Consider the following 24,306-nt stretch of genomic DNA (forward strand, 5'->3'; position numbering starts at 1 on the left):
AAACTCGCATTCCTCCCCATGCTTAAAAGCAGGGGGTTCCTGCGAGATTTTTCATGAAAAAACGCCTTCATGGCGAAGGCGTTTTTAAGATCCAGCATATGAGTGTAAACCGGCAATGACTAAGTTTACCGCCACTAAGTTAAACATAATGATCGCAAAGCCAATAACCGCAAGCCATGCGGAACGTTCACCATGCCATCCTTTCGATAGTCGCAAATGTAAAAAGGCAGCATAAAACAACCACGTAATGAGCGCCCATACTTCTTTCGGGTCCCATCCCCAAAAACGCGTCCATGCGATTTGCGCCCAAATCATCGCAAAAATGAGCGCACCGAGCGTAAATACTGGAAAGCCGATCGCTACGGAACGATAGCCGATTTCATCAACTAAATCTAAATTGACGTTTTTCACAAGCGGTTGTAATGCGGCTGCGATACGTTTGCGTAAAAGCAGGCGAAGCAATCCGTATAGCGCAAGGCCAGAAAATAAAGACCAAATGACCGTATTTAATTTCCGCGCGTTAATGATCGCTGGCATGTCCACAAGCGGCTTCATGCGCTCTTCTGTTTTTAGCACTCCTTCATGCGGGCCAACAAGCGCGGGCATATGGTATACCATTTCATCTTGCTTGCCATTTTTATCGATCCACTCAAATGTTGCTTCATAACCAGCAACGCGAAACGATGTTGTCACGCTGACAAAACCAAGCGTACTTATTAAGAAAAATAATACAAATTCAAGCCAAAACGTTCGCTTACTCGGTTTTGATTGATCGACAACGCGAATTAAATAAATGAGTCCGGCGGCAAAACTAATAGCTAAAATGGCTTCTCCAGCTGCTGCTGTCGTCACATGAATATGCAACCAATCGCTTTGTAAAGCTGGGATGAGCGGTGAAATTTCCCGCGGAAACATGCTCGCATAAGCGATGACTAAAATGGCAATCGGCAAAGTAAATAAGCCGAGCAAGCTCGTTTTGTAAATAAAATAAATGACGATAAACGCGCCGACAAGCATCATGCCAAAAAACGTTGTAAACTCAAACAAATTGCTGACAGGTGCATGTCCAGCGGCAATCCAACGCGTAATAAAATAACCGAGTTGAGCGACAAAACCAATGATTGTCACAAAAATCCCGATCGTTGCCCAACGGTCTACCCCTTCTTTCTTTTTGACACGAATCGCGCCACCAAAGAAAAGCGTTGCAACTAAATATAGAACAAATGCCACGTATAGTAACGTGCTACTTAGTTGAACCACGATGTTCCCCCCTTATGACCGCTTGTCCGCTTGATCGATTGGCATGACAAACGGCGTATCATGAAATATACTTTCCAACTCTTTTTTCAGCCCAAACCAATTTTTATTCGTATGTGCAGCAACGAGCACCTCGTCGTTGATCCGTTGAATCCATACGCGGCGATGGTTCCAATACATCCCTTGAATAAGGCCGATCATAAAAATCGCGCCGCCAACGCCTAAAATCCAAAGTGTAAAATCACGACGCACCGTTAATGCGGATACATTTCGTGTTTCAATATTCGCAAACGCCATTTTATATTTGTTATTACCAAGCGGTTCAATCGTTTGACGAATGGCGGTGAAGCTCACTTCGCCTTTTGGACGATCTGGGGCAAACATTTTAAATACAAACGCCGGATTGTTTGGCACTTTCGAGCGCGTATTCGGATTTCCATTTTCATCAAAATAAAAATCTGGAAAGTAGCTTAATAGTTGTACTTTATAACCGTTGCCAAGATCATATTCTTTCTCCGGTTGGATTAAATCAACTGTAATCGTACCAAAAGACTTATCCGTTTGTTTATCTGTCAAATGAAATGACATACTTTTTAGCTCATTCAATTTAAAGTCCACTTGGTACAATGCATAGTAGTCGTGTTTGAGCGGCTCGTTGACTCGAATGGAAAAGCTTTTTATTTTTTTTAACTTCGGCTCTTCACCGGCAACAACCGGGCCAACACGCTCATATAGCACCACATCTGTTTGATAGTTTTTCGCCATCATTCCGCTACCGACACGGTCAATGGCAGCTTGAAACGCCTCTTTTTCCTTTTCTTTCTCGTATACTTCAAAAATAAACGTTTTATTTTCTAAAAAATATTTTCCTTTCGTTCCCGGAATTTCTTTTATTTCTCCTTCGCGAATCCACATGTTTTCATCCACATACATTCCCGGAACAAATCGAAGCATCGCGCCAATTAAAAAAATGATGAGTCCGATATGGTTGACGTACGGTCCCCAACGAGAGAAGCGGCCTTTTTCCGCCAAAATATTTCCATTCTCTTCACGAATACGATAGCCCCGTTTCGTTAACCGATCGACCACGCGAGGTAAAGCATTTTCGTAGTCTTTCACTTGTGAACGGCTAAATAGACGTTGGCGTTGTAAAAATTGTTCATTTCTCGTCACCCGCTGATTGTTTAACGCCCGATATAGTGGCACGACACGGTCTAAACTACAAATGACGAGCGATACACCAATAAGCGCTATAAGCAACATATACCACCATGAGCTATATAAATCGTGAAATCCTAGCGCGTAATACCATTTCCCGAGCCAACCGTACTGCTCCTCATAATATTCAGCTGGCGACACTGTTGGCGGAATGTACATCTGTTGTGGATAAATTGTGCCGATGGCCGAAGCGACTAACGTAATAACGATAAGCCAAACCCCAACTTTAACAGACGAAAAGAAGTTCCATATTTTATCAACAATCGTTTGGTTGTACGTTTGCGAACGGCGAGCGCTTCCTTCATAACGCATGTCCAATAACATTGGCACTTCTTCTAACGGTTTACCACATGCTTCACAAAGAACTGTACCAATCGGATTCACGTGCCCGCATTCACATTTTACTTGTTCCATGTCGAAAACCCCTTACGGCTTAATTCGTTCCATATATTTTTTTACATCCTCTTCCGTCATCGCCCCTGTAATGATATCTACAATTTTGCCTTCTTTGTCAATTAAAAATGTCGCTGGCAACGGACCGATGTTGTATGCATTCATGACTTGATCTTGCTGATCGATGACGACTGGAAACGTCAGCTGAAAGCGATCAACGAACGTTTGTACTGTTACTTTCGCTTCCCCTACGTTAACCGCAATCACTTCTACTCCTTCATTTTTGTATACATTGTATTGGCTATTGATATACGGCATTTCTTTTTCACACGGCTTACACCACGTTCCCCAAAAGTTTAAAAATACACCTTTTCCACGATAATCGGATAGTTGAATTTTGTTTCCGTTTAAGTCGGTAAGTACGAAGTCTGGCGCCGAATCGCCTACTTGAATTGCTCTTTTCTCGACAAAAACGTTCGAATAAATCGTATAACCAATAGCCGCGAGCATGATGGCTAAAATGACTGTTCGAAGCCAAAATCGCTTTCCTTTCATCGCCAACCCTCCTATAAACCGTTTTCATCAACCTCATTATACAAGTTACCACTATATAAATAATAAAAATTATTTGAACAAACTGTGACAAAATTATGATGGATAAGGTGAACCAGCTAACGCCAATGCGCGCAATTGCTTCACTTCATGTGGCGATAGCTCGCGGTAGTCTCCAGGATTAAGCCCTTTTAAATCTAAAAAAGCGTAACGTTCTCGTTTTAGCTTTAACACAGGGTGACCGATCGCTTCAAACATGCGGCGAACTTGACGATTTCGTCCTTCATGAATGCGCAGTTCAACAATGGCTGCTTGTTTCCGTTTATCAATGGATAACACTTTCGCTTTCGCTGGCGCCGTCATACCGTCTTGTAACGCTACTCCTTTTTCCAGCTGTTTTATTTTTTCACGCGCTGGAATACCTTTTACTTTTGCGATGTACACTTTTTCAATTTCATAACGCGGGTGCATTAATAAATTAGCAAACTCCCCATCGTTTGTCAGCAGCAACAATCCAGACGTATCGTAATCTAACCGTCCGATCGGATAAATACGTTTGTTTACATGTTTAAAAAAGTCAGTCACTACTTTTCTTCCTTTTTCATCTTTTACGCTCGAAATAACACCGCGCGGCTTGTACAACAAATAATATACCGGCTCTTCGCGCTCAAGCGGAATACCGTCTACTTCAATGCGATCTTGCGGGCTTACTTTCACCCCAAGTTCAGTCACTACTTTTCCATTTACTTTCACTTTTCCTCCGACGATCAATTGCTCTGCTTTTCTTCGCGATGCGATGCCAGCATGAGCAATTACTTTCTGTAATCGTTCCATTTCATTCACCTCACTATATAGTTTTACCACATTCGGTACAGGAGTTCAAAAATAAGAAAGGAGAAAGACGCACGAGATGCGACTTTCTCCTAACTTTGCTTGTATACAGGAAAAGAAAGAATAACAAACGAAGCAAACAATAGCCAAACAATTTTCACTTGAAAAAGCATGTACAAAACGGACAATAAAAAAAAGCCAACAAAATAAAAAGCTATTACTTTACCTACAATTGAACCCGCCATTTTATTTATAAACAACATGTAATGTAGCCAAGAAGCAAATAGGTGAAACATGTATAAAATTAAAAACAAAGCTGTAAAAATGACAGCGCTCCCTGGGCTACTCATTTCGTTAGAAAAAAGATGATGTTCAATTGTCAGAAATAAAAAGCTATACACGAAACTTAAAAGAAGAGATATAACTGTAACATTTAAAATAAATCGCTTATTTATAATCATGATCCACATACCTCACACCACTCTGAAAATTACACCTTGTCATTCAAACCAGTCTATCCCATATACTCTCACCATATTCCCAATATATCTATCATGGGAAGGGGAACCATACCAATAAACTTTTTCATTTTTGACTACCCTCATCGAGGTCGAACCCGACCCATCTAATACAATCGATCTTACAGGATCAAAACCTATATTTTCAATGTATGTTTTTAAACCAGGTATATTAGCTGCGTTACCTTCTGTGACAATCATATACCCATATTCATCATCCCACGCCAAAACGGTTCTCCATGTAGCGAAATCGTATCCAATAACTATTAAGTCATCCCCCCAATTTTCCCTATTGTAGTCGTTCCCACCAATTACTGCCTTTGCGCTTGGATAGGCCTTAAGAACTTCATTGAGGTTTCTCGCGTACATGAAAGTCGCTCTCATATTGTTATTTTTATCAACATAAGAAACAAAGGTTTTCCTCCTAATTTGTTTATCTTTCGTTCCATTATATTCGTAGTATGAAGTATCTCCTTTCCAGTAGCTTATAGATCGTAACCCTGTTGGAGGATTATTGTAACCATTATCAGCAGCAAAAAAACCACCGTTTATACCGATATGGGGCTTTTGAGACATCTTGGCATTAATAATTTCAGGCTTTATATTCTCAATTTTTGTTTTAATTACAGCAAAATTAGGCTTTCCCATAGGCTGTACACTTCTCATCTCAAAGCTATATGGCAATCCTCTCATAAAGACTCTCCTCCTCAAAAATGGTGATATATCAGTCTTTTTCGCCATCCCTCTAAGATAAAACTAGCAACAATTCAAAGAGCCTCAGCAAACTCCTCACTCCAACTAATAACCACAGCCTCGCCTATTCGGATTGAGGAGGATAGCTCCGTTGCTTCCGTTCCATCTGTTGTCCTGTCGTCCATGCTACATGACGTGCCATCCCATCCGACCTACTTCGTATTCAACAGGGGGCTATAGTAAAATCTTTGTTGCACAGTAGTGAACTACTCCCACTTAACTTTGCTTGAAGTGGGAGCTTCTCAGTTCCGCGACGAAAGCCACCTTTCGTCTCCCTGAGCGTGACTTCGGATCGTCCCAACCCTAGATATCCGACATTTCTACCTTGGCTATTTTACGAGTGGAAGGAATCTGCTTGGTTTTCGCCTATTCATTTGTCCACTCAACCCCCCGTATAGCCACTTATCAAGAAACATATGATATATTCAGTTTATCACAAGATTTGGCTAACGCCAACCGAAATTCATCTCCCACTGATCGTTGGGCTACGCCCTTCACACGCTTGAAGTGGGAGACTTCTTTCGGAATTATGTTAAATTAAATATTGTATCCACCAATGTCTCATGACCCGCACCTCTAAAAACTCGATCGCATGATAGATCAGGTGTTTTGAAAAAACGTAGGTGGATTTTCAATGTTTTTCTACTCGTCTAGCCATTCACTCGAGATTTTTTACCTTACATTAATTATAGTTATATCATAAAACACCTACTTTCGTGACATGCTCTGCTCTCCTTTCTAATCGTCGTTCTTTGCGTTCGATCACTTTCTCCGCTTGATGAAAAGCTTCCTTTGTCTTCGGGTTAATGTGCATCGTATCTTTTGTCACTCGTTTCACCACGAGTTCAGCTTTCTTTTCTGCGTGCTGAACGGCTTTTGAATGATCTTCCTTACTTTATGACGTCATCGGCGACATGCTTTACTGTCTGTTCTACTTTTTCTCAACCATACACCCTAATTTATTTAATGAGCTCTCCAAAAAGATATATCCCTATTTCCTTTGTTTTGTCCTTTTGTTAGAACAACGTTCGTTGATAAGCCATAATCAATAAAAAAGCCATACCCCCACACGTCATCGGACAATGATTGAATAATAAAAACAGCAGTTTTGTAAATTGAATTTTTTTCATTATCTCTATGTTTTCAATAAAAATCATTAATGTATAAAAATAGTTCATCACCACAACATGTACTTGTCAGACGGTACACTTCTCTGAACAAGTGTATGCAAAAAATCATTTGTTTCCTGTTCTTTCTTGGATGCATAAGTAAGGTATGTTATGAAAAAATCAAGTACAACTTTTGGTGAAGAGCCATAAAAATCCTATTTTGGTTGGGAATATATCAAAATTAAAACCCAAAGAATGTTGATTTTACAGCATTCTTTGGGTTTTCTTTTTTAGATTGCGGGATTAAATACTACTTTTCGGACAGTCCCATTTTGCCAGACTGTTAAACACTTCACTTTCCAAACATCCATAATACAACAACAAATGATACAATAAAGCTAACAAAGTCAGCAAGCAAGCCGACTTTTAGGGCATCGCCCATTTTGCGAATGCCGACAGCACCGAAGTAAACCGTGAGCACGTATAACGTCGTTTCTGTACTTCCTTGAATTGTAGAAGCTAATCGCCCGATAAATGAATCTGGTCCGTATGTTGCGATTAAGTCCGTCACAATGCCGAGCGATGCCGTTCCTGAAATCGGACGGATGATCGCAAGCGGAACGACTTCAGACGGCAGTCCGAGCGGGACGATGAACGGTTTTATATATGAAATAAAAAAATCAAGCGCACCGGAAGCGCGAAAAACGGAGACAGCAACGAGCATACCAACTAAATACGGAATGAGAGAAAAAGCGATTTGAATTCCCTCTTTTCCCCCTTCAACAAACGCCTCATACGTCGGCACACGCTTGTACGTTCCATGCAACAAAATGCAAGCGATTAAAATAGGAATGAGCCAAAGCGATAAAAATTGAATAACCTGCATCACAGTCCTCCTTTTTTCCGCCTCCGTATGTAAAACGCGCGGTCAATCATAATCGCTGATATTGTCGAAATAAGGGAAGCGACAAATGTCGTGCCAATAATTTCTCCTGGTGAGGCAGAGTGATATGTCATGCGAATGGAAATGACGGTCGCAGGAATAAGTGTAATGCTTGCAGTATTGAGAGCGACAAACGTAATCATCGAACGGCTCGGTTCGTCTGTTTGACCGTTTAATTGCTTTAATTGCTCCATCGCTTTAATGCCAAGGGGAGTCGCAGCATTTCCTAGCCCGAACATATTTGCGACCATATTTGATAATATGTACCCAAGAGCCGGATGGTCGGACGGCACTTCTGGAAAAATTTTTTTCGCAATCGGACGAAACAAATGGGCAAAAAACGAAAGCAGCCCAGATTGCTCAGCAATTTTCATTAAACCGAGCCAAAAAACGAGCACGCTAATTAGCCCGATGCTAATCGTTACCGCTTCTTTCGCCCCTTGAAACATCGCCTCATTGACGTCTTTCATCGTTCCGTTTATCCCTGCAAACACAAGCCCAATAAGTAAAAGCGCAACCCAAATGAAATTAACCATCTCGCCCCACCCCTAATAACCAGTCAAAAAAAGAACGTGTTTTCTTTTGTTGTTTATAAAAAATAGGTGTTTCATCGACTTTTTCATTTCCGATATATAGTTCAGCCCTGCCAACAACAGATGGGACGCCTGTCTCTTTCCATCGTTCTTGTGGGCGAAGTAATTTTCTCTCTAAACGAATTAACGACTCTTCTTTTTTTGTGACCGGATATATAAAATCGCGTGCAACAAACAAATGATGATCATAAAAAGGATCGTCCATATCTTTCACAATCGTATCTGCTTGAATCTTTACAAGTTCATAATGCGCAAATCCATGCTCATACATCGCGATATGATCGTTCCAATCATCGCCTGCATCAATTGTCACTGCAATGAGGTCAAGCCCATCTTTTGAAGCGGTTGTCACTAATGTACGCTTCGCTCGCTTCGTATACCCTGTTTTTCCACCTGTACAATATTCATACAAATGCGTCAACAGTTTATTTTTATTGCGCCAAACACGGTCCCAATCTTCTGTCGGATTTGGCGCACGATACAATTTTGTTCCCGATACTTCGCGAAATTGTTCGTTGTGCATCGCATACCGCATAAGTAGCGCCATATCATATGCAGTGGAATAATGATTTTCTGCATCATCTAATCCGTGTGGGTTCGCAAATTCCGTATTTGTCATGCCGATTTCTGCAGCCTTTTTGTTCATTAAAAAAACGAAGCCTTCGACGCTACCGCCAACATGCTCAGCGATCGCCACCGCCGCATCGTTTCCAGAACGAAGCATCAATCCATATACTAAATGTTTGAGCGCAATTTTTTCGCCTGGTTTTAAATAAATCGAAGATCCTTCTGTCCGAACCGCCCGTTCACTTACTGTCACAATCTCTTCCCATTTTCCTGATTCAATCGCTAAAATGGCGGTCATAATTTTTGTAATGCTCGCAATACGCCGCTTTGTATGCGCATCTTTTTCAAATAGTACCCGTCCTGTCGTCTGTTCCATTAAAATCGCGCTTTTGGCACTCACCGACATCGCCTTCGCTTCATTCGGAAAAAGCGAACAAAAAAAACAAAGCACGATCATCCATATGAACCATTGTCGTCGCATACACCCTCATCCCTTTGTCCGTTTTGTACAAGTGTATGCATAAGTACATGATGTATGACAAAAAGACCGCTACATGACGCGGCCTTTTGCGTTTATAAATCGCTGTTGAACGTCATCCCAATTGACAACGTTCCACCATTGTTGAACGTACGTTGCGCGATCGTTTTTATATTGCAAATAATATGCATGCTCCCACACATCTAACACAAGGATCGGAACAGTCGTCCATTGTGTGCCGTTTTGATGTTTTTCCGTCTCTGAACCTCCCGATGGCTAAGGCCACGGGGTTCTTGTGTACTATAGAGCTTCTTCCATACCTTCGCATGGATACTGACTCTAATTCCACAAGACTTTCATGGGCAAACACCTCACTGGTGCTTATCGCCCTGTGCGCCCGATTCAAGACGCTTTTTATCATTTAAATTCCCATACTACTTATGACATATGGATGAAGACGAAGTCGTTTGATTTCTTCATCATGCAGTCGAATAAATTGATCCCATCTCTCTAAACACTTGTGTCTATCTATTTCTTTTCGATTGTCTTTCACATTCATGATTAAAAATGCGCTGTATAAATCTCGTTGCACTCTGCGTCCGTCTACTTCGTGCCATCGTTGGGAAAGTGTTTTCTTGTTGTACTCATCGTTTTGGTGGTCGTATTGACTTGCCTTGACGCGAAATGTGTCGATGTACTGAAGGGAATAGCCTTCATATTGCAGTTTTTGATTCAGTATGTTTAAAAACAAACTTGGTGCACGATTCGCAATACTTTTTCCAAATCGTTTTTTCTTTTTGTATTTTCCGTTCGTACCGACTTTTGTTTCTTTTGCCTTTGCTTGCAGTGCTTTGAAATTCATTTTTTCTACTTGGATATGATGACCTAATGCGATGATCCAATTGGCAAGCCGTTGATGATCTTGTTTCCGTTTATCTGCCATTTTTCTTTGTAACTCGGCTAGTTGTTGATGAGTTTTGAGATAATTTTTACTCCAAACCCATTTTTCTTTGTTGTCTTTTTTTATTGTGCCATCTTCATTGTATTTGTGCGGATTATTCGCCCGTCTTTGACGATCCAATTTTCGTTGAAGGACTCGCTTTTGTTTTTCTATGTTTTCGACGCTTGGCGCAAGAAGAAGCAACTTGACATCCTTCGTCGAACAAATAGCGACGGTTTGTGTTCCCATGTCGATACCAACATCGCCTTGCCCTATTGGATGTTTTATTTCTCCTGTTTGGCGGTTTATTTTCTTTGGTGGCACACCTCCAAGAGTGAGTTGAAGAAAATACTTGATTTTTCCTCTAATCCGTTTACGGACGATGCGACAATATTTCATACGGTCTTGTAGAGCCAGATGTGCATACACATCGTTTGGATGAATCGTAACAGGAATAGATAAACCATTCCAAAGCAAATGTTTGTCTTTGAAACGGATGCCTGTGCTATTTGTTTTACCTTCTAACGAATCCATTTCGTTGTATTTTTTAAAAGACACTTTTTTTGCGTTACCAAAGATTCGTTTTTCCGCTGCCAACCATGCTCTCGTAGCGATTTTTTGTGCGGTGTGTGAATCGATGTGTTTCTTGAAATGGTGTTGCATTGGCTTAACAAAATCGTGCATAGCGTATTCATTGATTCCGTACTGACGATATAACTCATTTAGCAAGTTGTTTCTTTCTTTTGATTTTGGTTGTTGGGCTAGATGACGATACTGTTCATCATGTTGTAGTTTTTTATACCGTTTCAGCAATTCGCCCAAACAAGCGTTGTATATTTTTCTGCCAATTTCAAAACGTTTCTCTAATATGTGCGCCTGCCATAGTTCTGTTTTGAGTTTCAACGTCAGCACATAGCTTTTGGTTTTTGGTTTCGCCAACGACACCACTTCCTTTATACGTTCTTTTGATTTTCGATGTATTGTTTAACCGCTTCTTCTGAAATATAACCGACAGTGCAACAAAAATAACTTCGTGTCCATAGCGACGGTAGTCTGCTTTTTAACGAAGGATATTTTTCCCTTAATATTCGACTGCTTTTCCTTTTAAACGCTTGTATAATTTTGTGCAAATGTTGACGCGGGTCAAAAGAAATGAACAAATGAACATGGTCAGGCATAATTTCCATTGCTTTGATTTGTACATCATGTTCTTTGGCAACTTCTTCAAAAATTTTTTTAAATCTCGTTCAATATCTCCAACTAACACTTTTCTGCGGTATTTTGGGCAAAACACAATATGATATTGATTGAGATAAACAATCCCTTTTTTATGGGTGTATTTTTCGTTTTCCAAAAACAATCACCTCTATACTAAATATACCATAAACAATACGCAATTCATCCCCGTGTCTAAAGACAGGGGCTTTCTTGCGCTTCCTCGTAAAATTTCTAACCTCCCTGCAAACGGTGACCAAACGAGAAGCGCCCATCCGCTTCCTTCCACTTGCTTCGCCGCTTCCGTAAAATGTCGTTGAAACGCTTCGAAGCTGCCAAAATCGCGCTCGATTTGTCGAAGTAACTCCCCAGCCGGACGCCCACCGCCACGCGGTTTCATATTGTTCCAAAACATTGTGTGCAAATAATGCCCTGAACCATGAAACGCAGCTTCGCGCTCCCAATGTTTTAATAACGCATAATCATTCTTCTCACGCGCTTGTTGCATCATTTTCTCCGCGCGGTTCAATCCGTCGACGTAGCTTTGATGATGTTTTTCATGATGCAAACGCATAATTTCTTCAGCGATATACGGTTCTAATGCATTGTACGCATACGGTATCTTCGGTAGCGTATGTCCTCCAATCGGTACGCGCTTACGTTGTATTTGTTCATATATATTTGTCACTTGCTCATGAATGCGCGCGACATCTCCACGTTCAAGCTCCATGTTTAATCGCCCAAGCGCCTCTTCCTCTACAAATGGCTTTACACGCTCAAGCCACGCTTGCACGTGATGAATATATTGTTGCATACTCCCACCTCCTTCGGCATCATATGCAACAAAAAAAGAAGCTGACACACGCAGCTTCTTATTGCGATTGAATCATTTTTGTTCGGTAGTCTGTTTCATAAAATTCGAGTTCTTCCCGCATTGTTTGAAAGTCGGCTTCGATGGAATGAAGTAATTGTTGCAACGATTGGGGGGCACGTTGCCGCAATTTAATTGAATGTCTTCCTGTATACGCTGAACGGCTATCTTCATACCATAAATCGCGCTTTGGTGTAAAAAATTCCGCCACACATGAATGATAAATTTTATATAACGCCTGTTCCGCGGCAGCTTTTCGAAACGGTTCTTCTTGAAGGACGATGCGACATGCGTCAATTCCCTCTTCACCATATACGGCTAAACGGCGTAAATCCGCAAGCACCCCTTCATAATAATGGCGGTCGCCCGCACATTCCGCCTGCATTTGTTCAATCGTCGTTTCGTTTAAATAACGAGTAATTTGTTCTACAATGCCACTTAGCAACTGCTCAACTTGCTTCGTTTGGTTAAAAACAACAGTATTCCCCATCTCCATCCTCCTTTACGGTTGCGCAATAAATAAAAGCGGTGATTTCACATCGTACGCTTGTTGTTTCGCAAGCGACTCAAATACTTCGGGCAATTTCGCAAAGTCGATCGATGAAAAATAGCGACGAAGCTCTTCTTCCTCACTTATATATACACGTTTTCGCGTCCGAAGTGATGGATCGGCGAGCAAACAAACGAGCGCGACAATGTCTTTAAAATATACGTCTTTCCCACCTGCTTGAAATACAGGATCTTGTTCATACGGCGTCCATTGTGAAAAACGCTCATCGAAATATCGAACATATAACACACGCAACGTCCGCTCCGTTCCATCATCGTCAACAAACGTTACTTCCGAACGGTTAAAAAAATCTTCCGACGTATTCGGCTGTGCTTTTTGTAATTCGTATCCATAACAAGAAATGATTTTCACAAACGATACACCCCTTTTTCAACAACGAAGCTACATTTATTTTACCATAAATTACGAATCGTGCGAAAAATTTTATCATTACTATAAAAAGAAAAAACAGGCGCATAAAAGCACCTGTCTAATATTATTCATTAGTCAAAGTTTTTTGTTTAAATTTATAACGAGTAACCGCAAGAGAAGGATAGAAACGACACTTTGTTACCGTTACCTTTCCCTTTCTTTTTTTACACATAGCGTTTCTTTTAGCATAGAACAATATTTTTGTATCTCATCTTCATTAATCTCGTAAACATGATAGCCATTTTCTTTTTGTTCCATAATGAGATTCACTTGTTTCAAAAGATTTAAATGTCTTGAAACGGTAGCGACCGTAATATTTAATTGATTTGCCATCTCTTGCAACTTCATTTTTTCTTTATTTGCAATAAGTGACAGCATCTTCATACGAACGATTTCGGACAATGATTTGGAGATATCAGCAATATACTGAAGCCGACCTTCATCATATTTCATTCCTATCTGGTACCCACTTAAGGAGAGCTTCTTTTCATTCATACAATGTCTCATATCATAAATAATATGAAGTTCTCCAAGTCCCCAAACTAAAATAAACTTCGGCGACACAAAATACGAGGGATACAATTTGATTAACTTCGTCTCTTTCGTCGGAAACTGTTCTGGAATTGGATAATCGTACAATAGTCTTCGAACGATTTTCTCAATTCCCAACTCATTGAGTTCTGCATTCAACCGCTCATTCGCCTGACTCCAAAGAGGAGACAAAACGGGTTCAACATGGATGTAACATTGCCGATAAAATTGTTCCCAAAGATAGGTTAGCTCCTGTAAATACTGCTCATAGTTCTGTGCGAATTCCAACTGTTCGTCATTCACAAATCCGCCCAAAGATGTGATTTTCGAGCGAATTTCATCAAGGGGGGAATCGGTTTGCGTTAAACAAATCTCGATCTCCTTTTCAGACAAGTAACGACCGAATAAATAATACAAAAATTCATACGGGGACACACGACCGATATATTCCATGAGTTTTGAAAAAGTATGTGGAGCAGGCAAATCAACTAAAAATTCCGCCAGCTGCGCCCCATATTCATATCGACCATAAAACTTCTTCAACAATGATTCATGTTGTTGAAAGAACTTCTCAAAACGCGCAACTGGGAAATGAGTCTCATCCCCCATTTTTCCCGATGAAACGTAACACTTTCTTAAACATGCCATCATTTCAAATAAAGAAGAGGTCGATAATTCTACTTTACAATGTTGATTTACTTCTTCCATTGTGTATACAGCCATTTGACATCCCATACTTTCTGTTTTTATTCTTGAACAACTTGATAATTCAGATGTTCAACAAAATTGTCGCATAACCGCTGGCATTCTTCAACTGTCGATGAACAAATAATCACATGAGCAGAACGTGTATAAGAATCCACTGTTTTCTTTATATGATCCCCTACTTGATAGTAGATGGTCCAATCTCGGATATATTCTCGATTAACTTCTGTGGCAAGGTAAATCTGTCGCAACGCGCCCTCTGGAAACATAAAAAATTTGACAAGGCTTGCCTTTGTATAAATTGGTTTTACATCAAATGGCACTTGGTTCATATAAGATAAAATTCCCAACTCATACTGATTGAACCCAGACGCTAATTGATGCAAATAAGGGATAAAATCTCCCCCAGGTCTCGTATGCATTTCAATCACTACTGGTCTATCTTCTTCTACATCCCATTTGATCTCGATATGCCCCGGTCCATATTGGACATTTAACAAATGCAATGCTTTCATCACCACTTGTTCAATTCGTTTAACTTTTTGTTGTTCCAGTCTCGCAGGCACAATATGCCCAGTCTCAATAAAGTGAGGCTTTCCAGTTGTTTGCTTTTCAGTTATTCCTAAAATGAAATGGGTTCCTCTCCAAGACACCGTCTCCACACTATATTCCGGACCTTTAACATACGGCTCTAAGATCCATTCATGAGGATGATCTTGATTTCTCTTTAACCATTTTTCCCATTCCTGTTGATTGGAAATATAATTAATCTCTTTACTTCCAAATCCGTCAAGCGGTTTGATGATGGCCGATCTTGAATATGGGAACTTTTTAGGAAGAGCAGATACTTTGCCACTCACGACGTCTAATCGTAATTCTGGATCCCTCCACAAAATCTGGCGCATCAATCCCTTATTCCTCGTATTCACGACCGTTTCAAGTGAATTCGTTGGCAATTGTAGCCTTTCACTAATATAAGCAGCTGTTTCTAGCCCTAATTCTGTAAAACTTACGACAAGCTCCACTGTTTGATATAAATTCATGATTTCCTCAACAACACGAAATACTTCTGCTTTCTCTGCAATGTCACGAACATAAAATATGGCTTTGACCCACTGTGCTATTTCCTTGTCAATACTTGAATGCTGATCCGCCACAATAATTGGCTTCAACCCACATTTAGCCGCTGCTTCCGCCCCGTAACGACTTGCCCCTAAAATGATGATGTATTTATTCATGCACAATCCCCCATTCTAATAAATCCATCGCTTCTTGTATCGAAGTGATTGTGTTTTCCATACTATCTCCTTCTGCTATGACAAACCCTAATCTTTGGTAGCTGCTTTTAATTTCATTGGCCTTAAAAGGCAACTTTCCTATACTGATCCTTTTTACTCCCGCTACTTTTTGCGCTTTCTCCATCCCGCTAACCATTTGATATATCCCCTGCTCAGCAGGCAAGATGAACTTAATGGCGGCATAGCGTTGTCTAGTGATCGCTATCTCTTCAGATATCCCGAGAGTTTGTAAAACAACATGCCTAACCATATCCACCCCTGTAGCCAATTCTACTAATTCGGGGATACAGTCACCAGCCAGCCTAGGATTGACTTCAACTAAATATAAGTTGTTTCCGCGAACAAAAAATTCTATATGCGCCGCCCCAAAGTTTAACCCCAATAAATGGAGTAGTTTTTTGCATCTTTCTTCCAAATCGGAGAAGGGCGTTAGTTTAGGGCTTGTTACATGCCCACATTCAACAGCATGCGGACCGTATGTCTCTTTCTTTGTAACGGATATTAATTTCCATCCATCAATTGTGTACAACATCTCAGCTGAAAATTCTTGTCCTTCAATCCACTCTTCAATCAACCATTTCCTTTTCAGCTCATATCCACGCTCATTACGCTGTCTTTGCCATTCAAGACGCAGGGACAGTTCTAAATCGCGACGATTTTGACAAATCGTCACACCATTACTTCCACTATCATCGACAGGTTTGATGACACAGGGAAACGAGATCTCCAAATCTATGATTTCGTCAGGATGATGGATAATATGGAAAGGAGGTTGCAAAAACTCGCTAAAACATTGGCTTTCTAGATAAGTTCTCGTTATATGTTTATAACGTGCCCTTTTCAATGCTTCGATATCATGTCCCTTCACTCCCAAATAACTCGCTAATTCAGCAACTGGAATCAAGTGGTAGTCATCAAAAGCGAGGATTCCAGAAAAATTCACCTCAGACCGTACTAGTTCTTCTTTCATCCGCTCCGTATCATACGTATCGATAATAACGACTTGATCAGCAAAATTCAGCGGATGGTCATCTGTCATGGACTCATATTGTTCTAAATCCATCGTCCAAAAATGGATTTTATAACCTAGTTTTTTAGCGATTTTCATAGCCTTTGTACCAGTGCCTGTTGTATTCGTCTCGACAAATAACAAGTGCATCATCGCCAGTCCTTTCTTTCTACTTGATTTTTATTCATGAAGGAAGACATTTTTCTATATGATAGATGAAACATATAGCCAATAAAAATCATGGCACTTATCATAGCTAGATAGAAAAAGGTTTTCTGTCCAACATACTCATACAGATTCAGACCAACGAATCCACCGATAGACTCCCACACTCCCCAAAGCACCCCTGATACTCCGAAGGCCCACGAAGAGCTTAACATCCCCTTTTTTTCTACAATTTGATGATCAATGGTAGGCACCCAAATAATTTCCGCAATGCTGAACAAGATCACACCGACAAAGATGATCCAAAAATGATGTGAAATCCATAGCAAGAAATAAGATGTTGTGATAAACATCAAGGCCAGTGCGTACCAATACTCAATTCTCCATTTAGGCTGTATTTTTGGATACAACCCTTGGAGAACGATAATCGTCATCGCATTCACCGTAAAAAACAATCCAATCGTTTTTCCTGAAAAATGTTGTGAAGAGACAACAGGAAAAGTTGTAAATAGTTGTGTGTACAAAAACCAAAATATCCCGGAAAAAGAAATGAATTTTATAAAGATAAAGAAATCGGGAGTTGATTTGCTGTTTTTAACGAATTGTACGATATGAATCCCCTTCTCTGCATCCTCAATGGTGATACGAGGTAATAGTAACGAAACACCTCCGGCCAAAACATAACAAACAATCGCTGCAATGATGATACCAAAAGAATTCCAATCCAATAACCATCCACCTAGAAGAGGACCAATAGAAGCACCAACGTTAACAGCAATATTTAACAATGCAAACGCCCTTAACCGCTCATCTTCCCCTAATAAGGAAATATGTGTTTTTAAACTTACATTATAAAGCGAGAGCGATATTCCCAATAATAACACGATGACAAAGATGAATGTGTAAGATTGAATCAACGTTAACATTGTGAGCAACAAAGCCGATCCCCATAAACCAACAATAAGGCTATTTTTAATTCCAAGCTTATTAACAACTCCCCCAACCAATACATTCCCTGCTTTCGAGACAAACGTAAATGCCGCTACTACCACACTCATTTCCGTAATATCGAGATTTTTTATTCTCACTAGCCATAAAGAAAGTAGTGGAACATACACAAAAAAACCTATGGAATTGAACACCCTAATACCAAACGTTAAAACTCCCTCATTAACCTTAGGAAACATATGTGACCCCTCTCGTCAGCTCTTTGCATACTGCTTCAATAATATTAGCTGCTTCATATATATCTTTTTCAGTAACATTTCTACTAACTACAATCCTTACTGTGTCAGATAACCAAGGGAATAAAAGCACCCCCTTTTTCTTACATCTATCGACAAACTGCCATGAGTTTGTGTGAAGATTATTTACATGAAAAAAGATCATATTTGTTTCAACAGCATCTGGATCAATGGACAAACCTTCTATTTCTGATAACATCATAGCTAACTTTTTAGTAAGCAGATGGTCTGTACACAAATGTGATATATGATGCTTTAAAGCATGTAACGCCGCAGCTGCATACATACCTATTTGATGAAATCCCGCTCCAAACTGTTTTCTGTAAATCCTTGCTTTGCTGATCATTTCTTTTTTACCCATAAGCATCGATCCAAACGGAGCACCAAGTCCTTTCGCAAAACATATACTAAGTGAATCTACAAATTTTGCATAGTCGCTTAATGGAATGTTCATCGCTACATGTGCATGAAATAACCTTGCTCCATCCATATGTAAAGATATGTTCTTCTCTCTCGTGAACTCATACAATTGTTTGATTTCTTTAAAAGGAAATATTTTTCCCTGATAATAGTTAATCGTATTCTCGATAGAAACTAATTGAGGAGAAGCATAAAAAGGACCTCTAGGCTTAGAATGAATTAATTCGTCAACATGTTCGACTCTTAGAATGCCATCTTCTGTTCTACATGTATGCAAAACAGCTCTACTTAACATAGCAATTGAAGAACTTTCGTAAAAGTTTATGTGATAATTGGTTTCTGTAATCACCTCATTTCCTTCCATTACTTGTGATTTAATAGCTAATTGATTAGCCATTGTGCCCGTTGGAACAAATAGAGCGTCTTCCACACAAAATAATTGTTTACAGTATTCCTCCAATTCAATAACACTTCCATCTTCTCCATAACAATCATCACCAACTATCGCATGAGCAATAACATTTCTCATTTCTTGAGTCGGTAACGTCAACGTATCGCTTCGCAAGTCAATCACTGATTATCCTCCTCACAATTACATAATTACATTATTACGTAATTACGTAATTACGTAATAATGTTACTATTGATTCTTTTTTTTGTCAATAAGTTTAAAAATAAAATACTTTTCATCTCCAACGTGAGAAATCATTATTAGAGTTGAGCCAGCAATCTAAAAAATTTTCTTCTCAAAAAGAAAAAACAGGCGCACAAAGGCACCTGCTTACTTTCCAGGCAAAATACCGATTTCGTATAAAAAGATCGCTAAACATAACGCACCGATCAGGCTTGGGAGCCAGATGTGCATCTTCACTTTTTTATCCAAAAAATCGTAACACTTGCTCACCTTCCCACTTAATATAAACACAATAGCAACAAAAATAGCGAGAACGGCACTTTGCAAAATTGGATGTAAAATATACGTCTCTACATAGTATTCAACCATTCTTCCAAAAACAAAAATAAAAAGGAGCCCAAAGAAAAAACGAAAACTCATCCCCCATCACCTTTGATTTACTCATTCACTTCTTGCAGTTGTTCGTTTAGACGTTCGAAAAATAAGTCGGCTTCGCGTTCTTCTTCTTGTTCGTCCCATTCTGGAAGAGGCGGAAGTTCGTCTAACGTCTTTAAGCCAAAGTAGTCTAAAAACTCTTTCGTCGTCCCATACAAAATCGGGCGACCTGTTCCTTCTGCGCGACCTACTTCTTTAATTAACGCTTTTCCTAATAGAGTTTGAAGCGGTTTATCGCTTTTCACGCCACGAATATGTTCAATTTCCGCGCGCGTAATTGGTTGGCGATATGCGATGATCGCTAACGTTTCTAGCGCAGCTTGCGACAACGATGACGTCGCTGGTGACTCAACAAGTTTTTGCAAATATGGAGCACATTGTTTTTTCGTCACAAGCTGAAGCGTTCCTGCCATCTCGACGACCATAATGCCGCGCTCCGCTGTTTCATACATATGCTTCAATTGTTGCACAAGTTCATATACACGTTCTTCTTGTATATCAAGCACATCAGCCATTTGTTTATACGTCAATCCTTCTTCGCCCGCCGCAAACAATAACGCTTCCATAATCGCTAATTCATTCATATCGATCACCTTTTCGTCGAATGTATAAATCGGCAAAATTGTTTTCTTGTTCAACAATAATTTCGTTTCGTTTCATCAATTCAAGCAAAGCTAAAAACGTCACGACAATTTGCTCGCGATCGTCATACGGAAATAAATCGTAAAAGTTCATTCGCTCTCCATGTTTTAATATGTGTAAAATCTCTTCCATCCGTCGTCCGATCGGAATTTCTTGACGTGCTACTTTCGTATGAAGTGGCTTTTGTAATTTTTTCCGCCGCAACAATTTCGCAAGCGCCCCAAGCATATCGTACAAATCGACATCAAGTGCAAGCGGTGCACCGTTTGCCGCATAAGCGGTTAAATCGCTCGGCGGCTTCGTAAATAAAAGCGCTCGCTCTTCTTCTCGCTCACGCAACTGTTTCGCTGCTTCTTTAAACTTTTTATACTCGATTAACTGTTGCATTAATTGCTCACGCGGGTCTTCTTCGATAAATAATTCTTGATCCTCCAGCGTTTCTTCATGTTTTGGCAACAACATTTTACTTTTCATTTCAATAAGCGTTGCCGCCATTACTAAATATTCGCTCGCTACATCGAGCTGCAATTCTTTCATCGCGTGAATGTAAGCCATATATTGCTCTGTAATTTGTGCGACAGGAATATCGTAAATATCAATTTCATAGCGATGAATTAAATGCAGTAATAAATCAAGCGGCCCTTCAAATTGATCTAATTTTACATGATAATGCACATTCATCCCACCTTTATTCATAAGTAATAGTATAATATACGTAAGCATATGAAAAAAGGGGGCTTTCGTTTGTATCCAAAAGCATATATCGAATATTTACTTCATTTTCACGCTACGCGCGATTATTTTGAATGCCATGAAGTGCTAGAAGAACATTGGAAACAAACAGGCGAACATGTATGGGTCGGCTTCATTCAGCTCGCGGTTGGGATGTATCATTATCGCCGAGGAAATATTGCGGGAGCAAAACGAATGTTTACAAAAGCAATGAACGTATGCCAAAGAGAAAAACAAGCATACGAAGCGCTAGGGATACATGCAGAGCAACTTCTATCTCTCATTCATACATATATGAATCGAATCGATCATGGACAACCGTATGAAAGCACTTGCTTGCCGATCATTGATGCTTCCTTGTTACATATATGTCAACAGCAATGTGGGCAAAAAGGGCTCGTATGGGGAGAAAAAAGTGATATGACAAATGAATATCTCATTCATAAACATAAGTTGCGCGACCGAAGTGATGTCATCGCTGAACGCGAACGACAAAAACAAAAAAGACAGGGACGCTGATCCCTGTCATTGTTCACATCTATCCAAAAACGGAGCGGTCATGTCATTGGCACATAACGACTTATTTGGATACAATTCTTTTAATGCTTTCACCATTTGTTTTCCAATTCCTTGATGGCGATGGGACGGATTAACGCTAATATGCTGCACTTCAACCGCATGTTCGCGCACAATCACACCGATAATGCCAATAAAATCTTCGTCTTGCTTCCATAAAAACAGCTGCCAATCATCGTTTGTCTCGTAGTTTTTCATCGTTTGTTGAAGCTGTTTTAAGTCTTTTTCATTTGGCATAAACGACAAAAGACCCATCGCAATTTTCTCATAGTTTTTTCGATAGCGAACTAGCATACGAATCCCTCATTATCGACAAGACTTATTGTTTACTCGCTATTGCTATTATAAACGGTCTTGTCGCTTTTTTAAACATTTTTTAAGAAAATGTGCGCATGACATTCGCCATTTCAATCGCGCTGAGCGCTGCTTCCCAACCTTTATTTCCGGCTTTTGTCCCAGCGCGTTCAATCGCTTGTTCAATCGTATCTGTCGTCAGCACGCCAAAAATAACAGGGATTCCTGATGAAAGCGCCGCATGAGACGTTCCTTTCGCTACTTCATTACATACATAATCGTAATGGCTCGTTGCTCCGCGAATCACAGCACCAAGCGTAATGACAGCATCATATTTTTTCGACTCCGCCATTTTTTTCGCGACAAGCGGAATTTCAAATGCCCCCGGCACCCAAGCAACATCAATATGTTGTTCCTCTACTCCGTGGCGCTTTAATCCATCAAGTGCACCGCTTAGCAATTTGCTTGTAATAAATTCGTTAAATCGCGCAACAACGATGCCTACTTTTAACCCTGTTCCAACTAAATTTCCTTCATATACGTTCATCTCATTCTCCTCCTTAAAAGTGCAACATATGTCCTAGCTTTTCGTATTTTGTTCGCAAATAGCGCTCGTTATGGCGTTTTGCTGGCATTTGCAACGGAACGCGCTCAACGACTTCTAAGCCGTATCCTTTCAATCCGGTAATTTTACGCGGATTGTTCGTCAATAAACGCATTTTTGTGACACCTAAATCTTTTAAAATTTGCGCACCGATTCCATAGTCGCGCAAATCTGGCGCAAAGCCTAATTTTTCGTTGGCTTCCACCGTATCATATCCTTGTTCTTGCAACTTATAGGCGCGCAATTTGTTTAATAAACCGATGCCGCGACCTTCTTGGCGCATATATAACAATACCCCGCGACCTTCTTCTTCGATTTGCGCTAATGCGGCATGAAGTTGTGGGCCACAATCGCAACGATGCGAGCCGAATACGTCACCTGTTAAACATTCAGAATGAACGCGCACGAGCACAGGTTCATCTGGGATGATTTCTCCTTTGACGATGGCGATATGTTCTTTTCCGTCTAACGTATTTGAATATCCAATGACTTTAAATTCGCCAAAATCGGTTGGTAGCGTAATTTCGACTTCGCGTTTGACGAGCTTTTCTTTCCGGTTGCGATAGGCGATTAAATCTTTAATCGTAATCATTTTCATATCAAATTTTTCGGCGATTTGTTTCAAATCAGGTACGCGCGCCATCGTTCCATCATCTTTTATAATTTCGCAAATGACGCCTGCCGGTTTCGCCCCACAAAGACGCGCTAAATCGACAGCTGCTTCCGTATGTCCAGCGCGGCGTAATACCCCACCTTTTTTCGCGACAAGCGGAAAAATATGACCTGGTCGTTTAAAATCGCTTGCTTTTGCTTCTGGATTGAGCATTTCTTGAATCGTCAACGAGCGCTCAAATGCGCTAATGCCTGTCGTTGTCGCTTTATGGTCAATACTGACGGTAAAAGCGGTCCCGTGCGCATCTGTATTATGGTTGACCATTGGCGTTAAATCAAGCCGATCGGCTAGTTCTTCTGTAATCGGCACACACACGAGGCCGCGGCCATGCGTAATCATAAAATTAATGACTTCCGGTGTCGCCTTTTCGGCAAGCGCTACAAAATCGCCTTCGTTTTCACGGTCTTCGTCATCGCAAACGATAATAATTTTTCCTTGCATTAAATCGTAAATGGCTTCTTCAATGGTATGAAACATCGCGCTCACTCCTTATATCCGTGCTCTTGCAAAAATTGCATCGTCAATCCTTCACGTTTACCGCTGACAAACTGTTCAACATATTTCCCAATGATGTCACATTCAATATTGACAACATCACCAACTTTTTTTGCCCCTAAAATCGTCGCTTCACGCGTATGCGGAATGAGCGAAATCGTAAACGTTCGGTCGGTTAAACCGAAAATCGTCAAGCTTGTGCCATCGACAGCAACAGAACCTTTTAAAATCATATATTTACGCAAATGACTTGGCACTTCAATGTCATAATAAACAGCGTTTGCGACAGGCTGTTTACGAACGATGCGTCCGACACCATCGACATGCCCCGAAACGAAGTGCCCACCAAAACGACCGTTTGCTGCCATCGCTCGTTCTAAATTTACTTTCGCTCCTACTGTAAGCGTGCGAAGCGATGTTGCCCGCACTGTCTCAGGCATGACATCGACAGTAAAAAAGCGATCTGTAAATGACGTCACTGTTAAACAAACGCCATTTACCGCAATGCTGTCACCGAGCTGTACGTCTTGTAACACTTTTTGTGCCCCGATCGTAAAGACGATCGCTTCCCCTGTTTGTTTCATTTGTTGAATCGTGCCGATTTCTTCAATAATTCCTGTAAACATGGC

The 24,306-nt window shown here is 40.4% G+C and carries 26 protein-coding genes and 3 pseudogenes; 1 reads left to right on the forward strand and 28 read right to left on the reverse strand.

Annotated features, from left to right (window positions below; all coding sequences use genetic code 11):
- Positions 1 to 84: 84 nt before the first annotated feature.
- The 24 genes and pseudogenes from ccsB to EKC99_RS00280 form a co-directional block, all read right to left on the reverse strand.
- A complete protein-coding gene (gene ccsB, locus EKC99_RS00165) occupies positions 85 to 1,260 on the reverse strand; it encodes a c-type cytochrome biogenesis protein CcsB (RefSeq protein ID WP_163149755.1) in 1,176 nt (391 codons plus the stop codon).
- A gap of 12 nt (positions 1,261 to 1,272) precedes the next feature.
- On the reverse strand, positions 1,273 to 2,889 hold the full coding sequence (gene resB / locus EKC99_RS00170; protein ID WP_163149758.1) for a cytochrome c biogenesis protein ResB: 1,617 nt from the start codon (positions 2,887 to 2,889) through the stop codon (positions 1,273 to 1,275).
- A gap of 12 nt (positions 2,890 to 2,901) precedes the next feature.
- Positions 2,902 to 3,423, reverse strand: a complete 522-nt coding sequence (gene resA, locus EKC99_RS00175) for a thiol-disulfide oxidoreductase ResA (RefSeq protein ID WP_163149761.1) — start codon at positions 3,421 to 3,423, stop codon at positions 2,902 to 2,904.
- Between the two features lie 93 nt (positions 3,424 to 3,516).
- Positions 3,517 to 4,254: a 23S rRNA pseudouridine(2605) synthase RluB gene (rluB, locus tag EKC99_RS00180; RefSeq protein ID WP_163149764.1), complete on the reverse strand. Its 738-nt coding sequence runs from the start codon at positions 4,252 to 4,254 to the stop codon at positions 3,517 to 3,519.
- An 89-nt stretch (positions 4,255 to 4,343) separates the two neighbouring features.
- Complete coding sequence (locus tag EKC99_RS00185; RefSeq protein WP_240468777.1) at positions 4,344 to 4,721, reverse strand: chloroquine resistance marker protein; 378 nt, start codon at positions 4,719 to 4,721, stop codon at positions 4,344 to 4,346.
- Between the two features lie 30 nt (positions 4,722 to 4,751).
- Complete coding sequence (locus EKC99_RS00190; RefSeq protein ID WP_163149767.1) at positions 4,752 to 5,462, reverse strand: hypothetical protein; 711 nt, start codon at positions 5,460 to 5,462, stop codon at positions 4,752 to 4,754.
- A gap of 757 nt (positions 5,463 to 6,219) precedes the next feature.
- Entirely contained in the window at positions 6,220 to 6,363 is a 144-nt protein-coding gene (locus EKC99_RS00195) for a hypothetical protein (RefSeq protein WP_163149769.1), read from the reverse strand.
- A gap of 620 nt (positions 6,364 to 6,983) precedes the next feature.
- Positions 6,984 to 7,517 (reverse strand): spore maturation protein, encoded by a 534-nt coding sequence (locus tag EKC99_RS00200; protein WP_163149771.1) that lies wholly within the window; start codon positions 7,515 to 7,517, stop codon positions 6,984 to 6,986.
- Positions 7,517 to 8,110, reverse strand: coding sequence for a nucleoside recognition domain-containing protein (locus EKC99_RS00205; protein WP_163149773.1), 594 nt, complete (start codon positions 8,108 to 8,110; stop codon positions 7,517 to 7,519). Before EKC99_RS00205 ends, EKC99_RS00200 begins: the two co-directional genes overlap by 1 nt.
- Entirely contained in the window at positions 8,103 to 9,215 is a 1,113-nt protein-coding gene (locus EKC99_RS00210) for a D-alanyl-D-alanine carboxypeptidase family protein (protein WP_163149775.1), read from the reverse strand. Before EKC99_RS00210 ends, EKC99_RS00205 begins: the two co-directional genes overlap by 8 nt.
- Positions 9,216 to 9,284: 69 nt before the next feature.
- Positions 9,285 to 9,473: pseudogene (locus EKC99_RS00215) on the reverse strand (Fe-Mn family superoxide dismutase); the annotation flags it as partial.
- A gap of 160 nt (positions 9,474 to 9,633) precedes the next feature.
- Complete coding sequence (locus EKC99_RS00220) at positions 9,634 to 11,097, reverse strand: transposase (protein ID WP_240468778.1); 1,464 nt, start codon at positions 11,095 to 11,097, stop codon at positions 9,634 to 9,636.
- A gap of 8 nt (positions 11,098 to 11,105) precedes the next feature.
- Positions 11,106 to 11,512, reverse strand: a pseudogene (gene tnpA / locus EKC99_RS00225) (IS200/IS605 family transposase).
- 54 nt (positions 11,513 to 11,566) lie between these two features.
- Positions 11,567 to 12,181: pseudogene (locus EKC99_RS00230) on the reverse strand (superoxide dismutase); the annotation flags it as partial.
- Between the two features lie 58 nt (positions 12,182 to 12,239).
- The gene (locus EKC99_RS00235; protein ID WP_193330550.1) at positions 12,240 to 12,728 is read right to left on the reverse strand and encodes a YpuI family protein; all 489 of its coding nucleotides are present in this window, start codon (positions 12,726 to 12,728) and stop codon (positions 12,240 to 12,242) included.
- Between the two features lie 12 nt (positions 12,729 to 12,740).
- Complete coding sequence (locus EKC99_RS00240; RefSeq protein WP_163149779.1) at positions 12,741 to 13,160, reverse strand: hypothetical protein; 420 nt, start codon at positions 13,158 to 13,160, stop codon at positions 12,741 to 12,743.
- Between the two features lie 204 nt (positions 13,161 to 13,364).
- Positions 13,365 to 14,474 (reverse strand): ArsR/SmtB family transcription factor, encoded by a 1,110-nt coding sequence (locus tag EKC99_RS00245; RefSeq protein WP_041638188.1) that lies wholly within the window; start codon positions 14,472 to 14,474, stop codon positions 13,365 to 13,367.
- A gap of 23 nt (positions 14,475 to 14,497) precedes the next feature.
- A complete protein-coding gene (locus EKC99_RS00250) occupies positions 14,498 to 15,694 on the reverse strand; it encodes an ATP-grasp domain-containing protein (RefSeq protein WP_088223236.1) in 1,197 nt (398 codons plus the stop codon).
- Positions 15,687 to 16,916, reverse strand: coding sequence for an ATP-grasp domain-containing protein (locus EKC99_RS00255; protein ID WP_163149782.1), 1,230 nt, complete (start codon positions 16,914 to 16,916; stop codon positions 15,687 to 15,689). Before EKC99_RS00255 ends, EKC99_RS00250 begins: the two co-directional genes overlap by 8 nt.
- Positions 16,913 to 18,115: an MFS transporter gene (locus EKC99_RS00260; RefSeq protein WP_088223234.1), complete on the reverse strand. Its 1,203-nt coding sequence runs from the start codon at positions 18,113 to 18,115 to the stop codon at positions 16,913 to 16,915. The genes EKC99_RS00255 and EKC99_RS00260 overlap by 4 nt, the downstream gene beginning before the upstream one ends.
- Positions 18,105 to 19,166, reverse strand: a complete 1,062-nt coding sequence (locus EKC99_RS00265) for a threonine aldolase family protein (protein WP_163149785.1) — start codon at positions 19,164 to 19,166, stop codon at positions 18,105 to 18,107. Before EKC99_RS00265 ends, EKC99_RS00260 begins: the two co-directional genes overlap by 11 nt.
- A 207-nt stretch (positions 19,167 to 19,373) precedes the next feature.
- The gene (locus EKC99_RS00270; protein ID WP_240468779.1) at positions 19,374 to 19,595 is read right to left on the reverse strand and encodes a hypothetical protein; all 222 of its coding nucleotides are present in this window, start codon (positions 19,593 to 19,595) and stop codon (positions 19,374 to 19,376) included.
- A 68-nt stretch (positions 19,596 to 19,663) separates the two neighbouring features.
- Positions 19,664 to 20,245: an SMC-Scp complex subunit ScpB gene (gene scpB / locus EKC99_RS00275; RefSeq protein ID WP_080513062.1), complete on the reverse strand. Its 582-nt coding sequence runs from the start codon at positions 20,243 to 20,245 to the stop codon at positions 19,664 to 19,666.
- Positions 20,238 to 20,984, reverse strand: coding sequence for a segregation/condensation protein A (locus tag EKC99_RS00280; RefSeq protein ID WP_163149788.1), 747 nt, complete (start codon positions 20,982 to 20,984; stop codon positions 20,238 to 20,240). Before EKC99_RS00280 ends, scpB begins: the two co-directional genes overlap by 8 nt.
- A 63-nt stretch (positions 20,985 to 21,047) precedes the next feature.
- On the opposite strand from EKC99_RS00280, the gene EKC99_RS00285 reads away from it, so the two are divergent.
- Positions 21,048 to 21,554: a DUF309 domain-containing protein gene (locus EKC99_RS00285; RefSeq protein ID WP_240468780.1), complete on the forward strand. Its 507-nt coding sequence runs from the start codon at positions 21,048 to 21,050 to the stop codon at positions 21,552 to 21,554.
- 6 nt (positions 21,555 to 21,560) lie between these two features.
- Here the strand turns inward: EKC99_RS00285 and EKC99_RS00290 are convergent, their stop codons facing one another.
- The 4 genes from EKC99_RS00290 to ribE form a co-directional block, all read right to left on the reverse strand.
- A complete protein-coding gene (locus tag EKC99_RS00290) occupies positions 21,561 to 21,905 on the reverse strand; it encodes a GNAT family N-acetyltransferase (RefSeq protein ID WP_163149794.1) in 345 nt (114 codons plus the stop codon).
- 82 nt (positions 21,906 to 21,987) lie between these two features.
- Complete coding sequence (gene ribH / locus EKC99_RS00295; RefSeq protein WP_163149797.1) at positions 21,988 to 22,452, reverse strand: 6,7-dimethyl-8-ribityllumazine synthase; 465 nt, start codon at positions 22,450 to 22,452, stop codon at positions 21,988 to 21,990.
- Between the two features lie 13 nt (positions 22,453 to 22,465).
- Entirely contained in the window at positions 22,466 to 23,659 is a 1,194-nt protein-coding gene (locus EKC99_RS00300; RefSeq protein ID WP_055440705.1) for a bifunctional 3,4-dihydroxy-2-butanone-4-phosphate synthase/GTP cyclohydrolase II, read from the reverse strand.
- A 5-nt stretch (positions 23,660 to 23,664) separates the two neighbouring features.
- Positions 23,665 to 24,303 (reverse strand): riboflavin synthase, encoded by a 639-nt coding sequence (gene ribE / locus EKC99_RS00305; RefSeq protein WP_163149800.1) that lies wholly within the window; start codon positions 24,301 to 24,303, stop codon positions 23,665 to 23,667.
- Between the last annotated feature and the right edge of the window lie 3 nt (positions 24,304 to 24,306).

It is taken from the genome of Anoxybacillus sp. MB8, assembly GCF_011006755.1.
GTDB classification, from domain to species: domain Bacteria; phylum Bacillota; class Bacilli; order Bacillales; family Anoxybacillaceae; genus Anoxybacillus; species Anoxybacillus gonensis.

Bases quoted from the DNA above. Each gene is read 5' to 3' on its own strand.
- resB (WP_163149758.1), bottom strand. From the start codon at position 2,889: ATGGAACAAGTAAAATGTGAATGCGGGCACGTGAATCCGATTGGTACA.
- resA (WP_163149761.1), bottom strand. From the start codon at position 3,423: ATGAAAGGAAAGCGATTTTGGCTTCGAACAGTCATTTTAGCCATCATG.
- rluB (WP_163149764.1), bottom strand. From the start codon at position 4,254: ATGGAACGATTACAGAAAGTAATTGCTCATGCTGGCATCGCATCGCGA.
- EKC99_RS00185 (WP_240468777.1), bottom strand. From the start codon at position 4,721: ATGTGGATCATGATTATAAATAAGCGATTTATTTTAAATGTTACAGTT.
- EKC99_RS00190 (WP_163149767.1), bottom strand. From the start codon at position 5,462: ATGAGAGGATTGCCATATAGCTTTGAGATGAGAAGTGTACAGCCTATG.
- EKC99_RS00200 (WP_163149771.1), bottom strand. From the start codon at position 7,517: ATGCAGGTTATTCAATTTTTATCGCTTTGGCTCATTCCTATTTTAATC.
- EKC99_RS00205 (WP_163149773.1), bottom strand. From the start codon at position 8,110: ATGGTTAATTTCATTTGGGTTGCGCTTTTACTTATTGGGCTTGTGTTT.
- EKC99_RS00210 (WP_163149775.1), bottom strand. From the start codon at position 9,215: ATGCGACGACAATGGTTCATATGGATGATCGTGCTTTGTTTTTTTTGT.
- EKC99_RS00235 (WP_193330550.1), bottom strand. From the start codon at position 12,728: ATGGGGAATACTGTTGTTTTTAACCAAACGAAGCAAGTTGAGCAGTTG.
- EKC99_RS00245 (WP_041638188.1), bottom strand. From the start codon at position 14,474: ATGGCTGTATACACAATGGAAGAAGTAAATCAACATTGTAAAGTAGAA.
- EKC99_RS00250 (WP_088223236.1), bottom strand. From the start codon at position 15,694: ATGAATAAATACATCATCATTTTAGGGGCAAGTCGTTACGGGGCGGAA.
- EKC99_RS00255 (WP_163149782.1), bottom strand. From the start codon at position 16,916: ATGATGCACTTGTTATTTGTCGAGACGAATACAACAGGCACTGGTACA.
- EKC99_RS00260 (WP_088223234.1), bottom strand. From the start codon at position 18,115: ATGTTTCCTAAGGTTAATGAGGGAGTTTTAACGTTTGGTATTAGGGTG.
- EKC99_RS00270 (WP_240468779.1), bottom strand. From the start codon at position 19,595: ATGGTTGAATACTATGTAGAGACGTATATTTTACATCCAATTTTGCAA.
- scpB (WP_080513062.1), bottom strand. From the start codon at position 20,245: ATGAATGAATTAGCGATTATGGAAGCGTTATTGTTTGCGGCGGGCGAA.
- EKC99_RS00280 (WP_163149788.1), bottom strand. From the start codon at position 20,984: ATGAATGTGCATTATCATGTAAAATTAGATCAATTTGAAGGGCCGCTT.
- EKC99_RS00290 (WP_163149794.1), bottom strand. From the start codon at position 21,905: ATGCTAGTTCGCTATCGAAAAAACTATGAGAAAATTGCGATGGGTCTT.
- ribH (WP_163149797.1), bottom strand. From the start codon at position 22,452: ATGAACGTATATGAAGGAAATTTAGTTGGAACAGGGTTAAAAGTAGGC.
- EKC99_RS00300 (WP_055440705.1), bottom strand. From the start codon at position 23,659: ATGTTTCATACCATTGAAGAAGCCATTTACGATTTAATGCAAGGAAAA.
- ribE (WP_163149800.1), bottom strand. From the start codon at position 24,303: ATGTTTACAGGAATTATTGAAGAAATCGGCACGATTCAACAAATGAAA.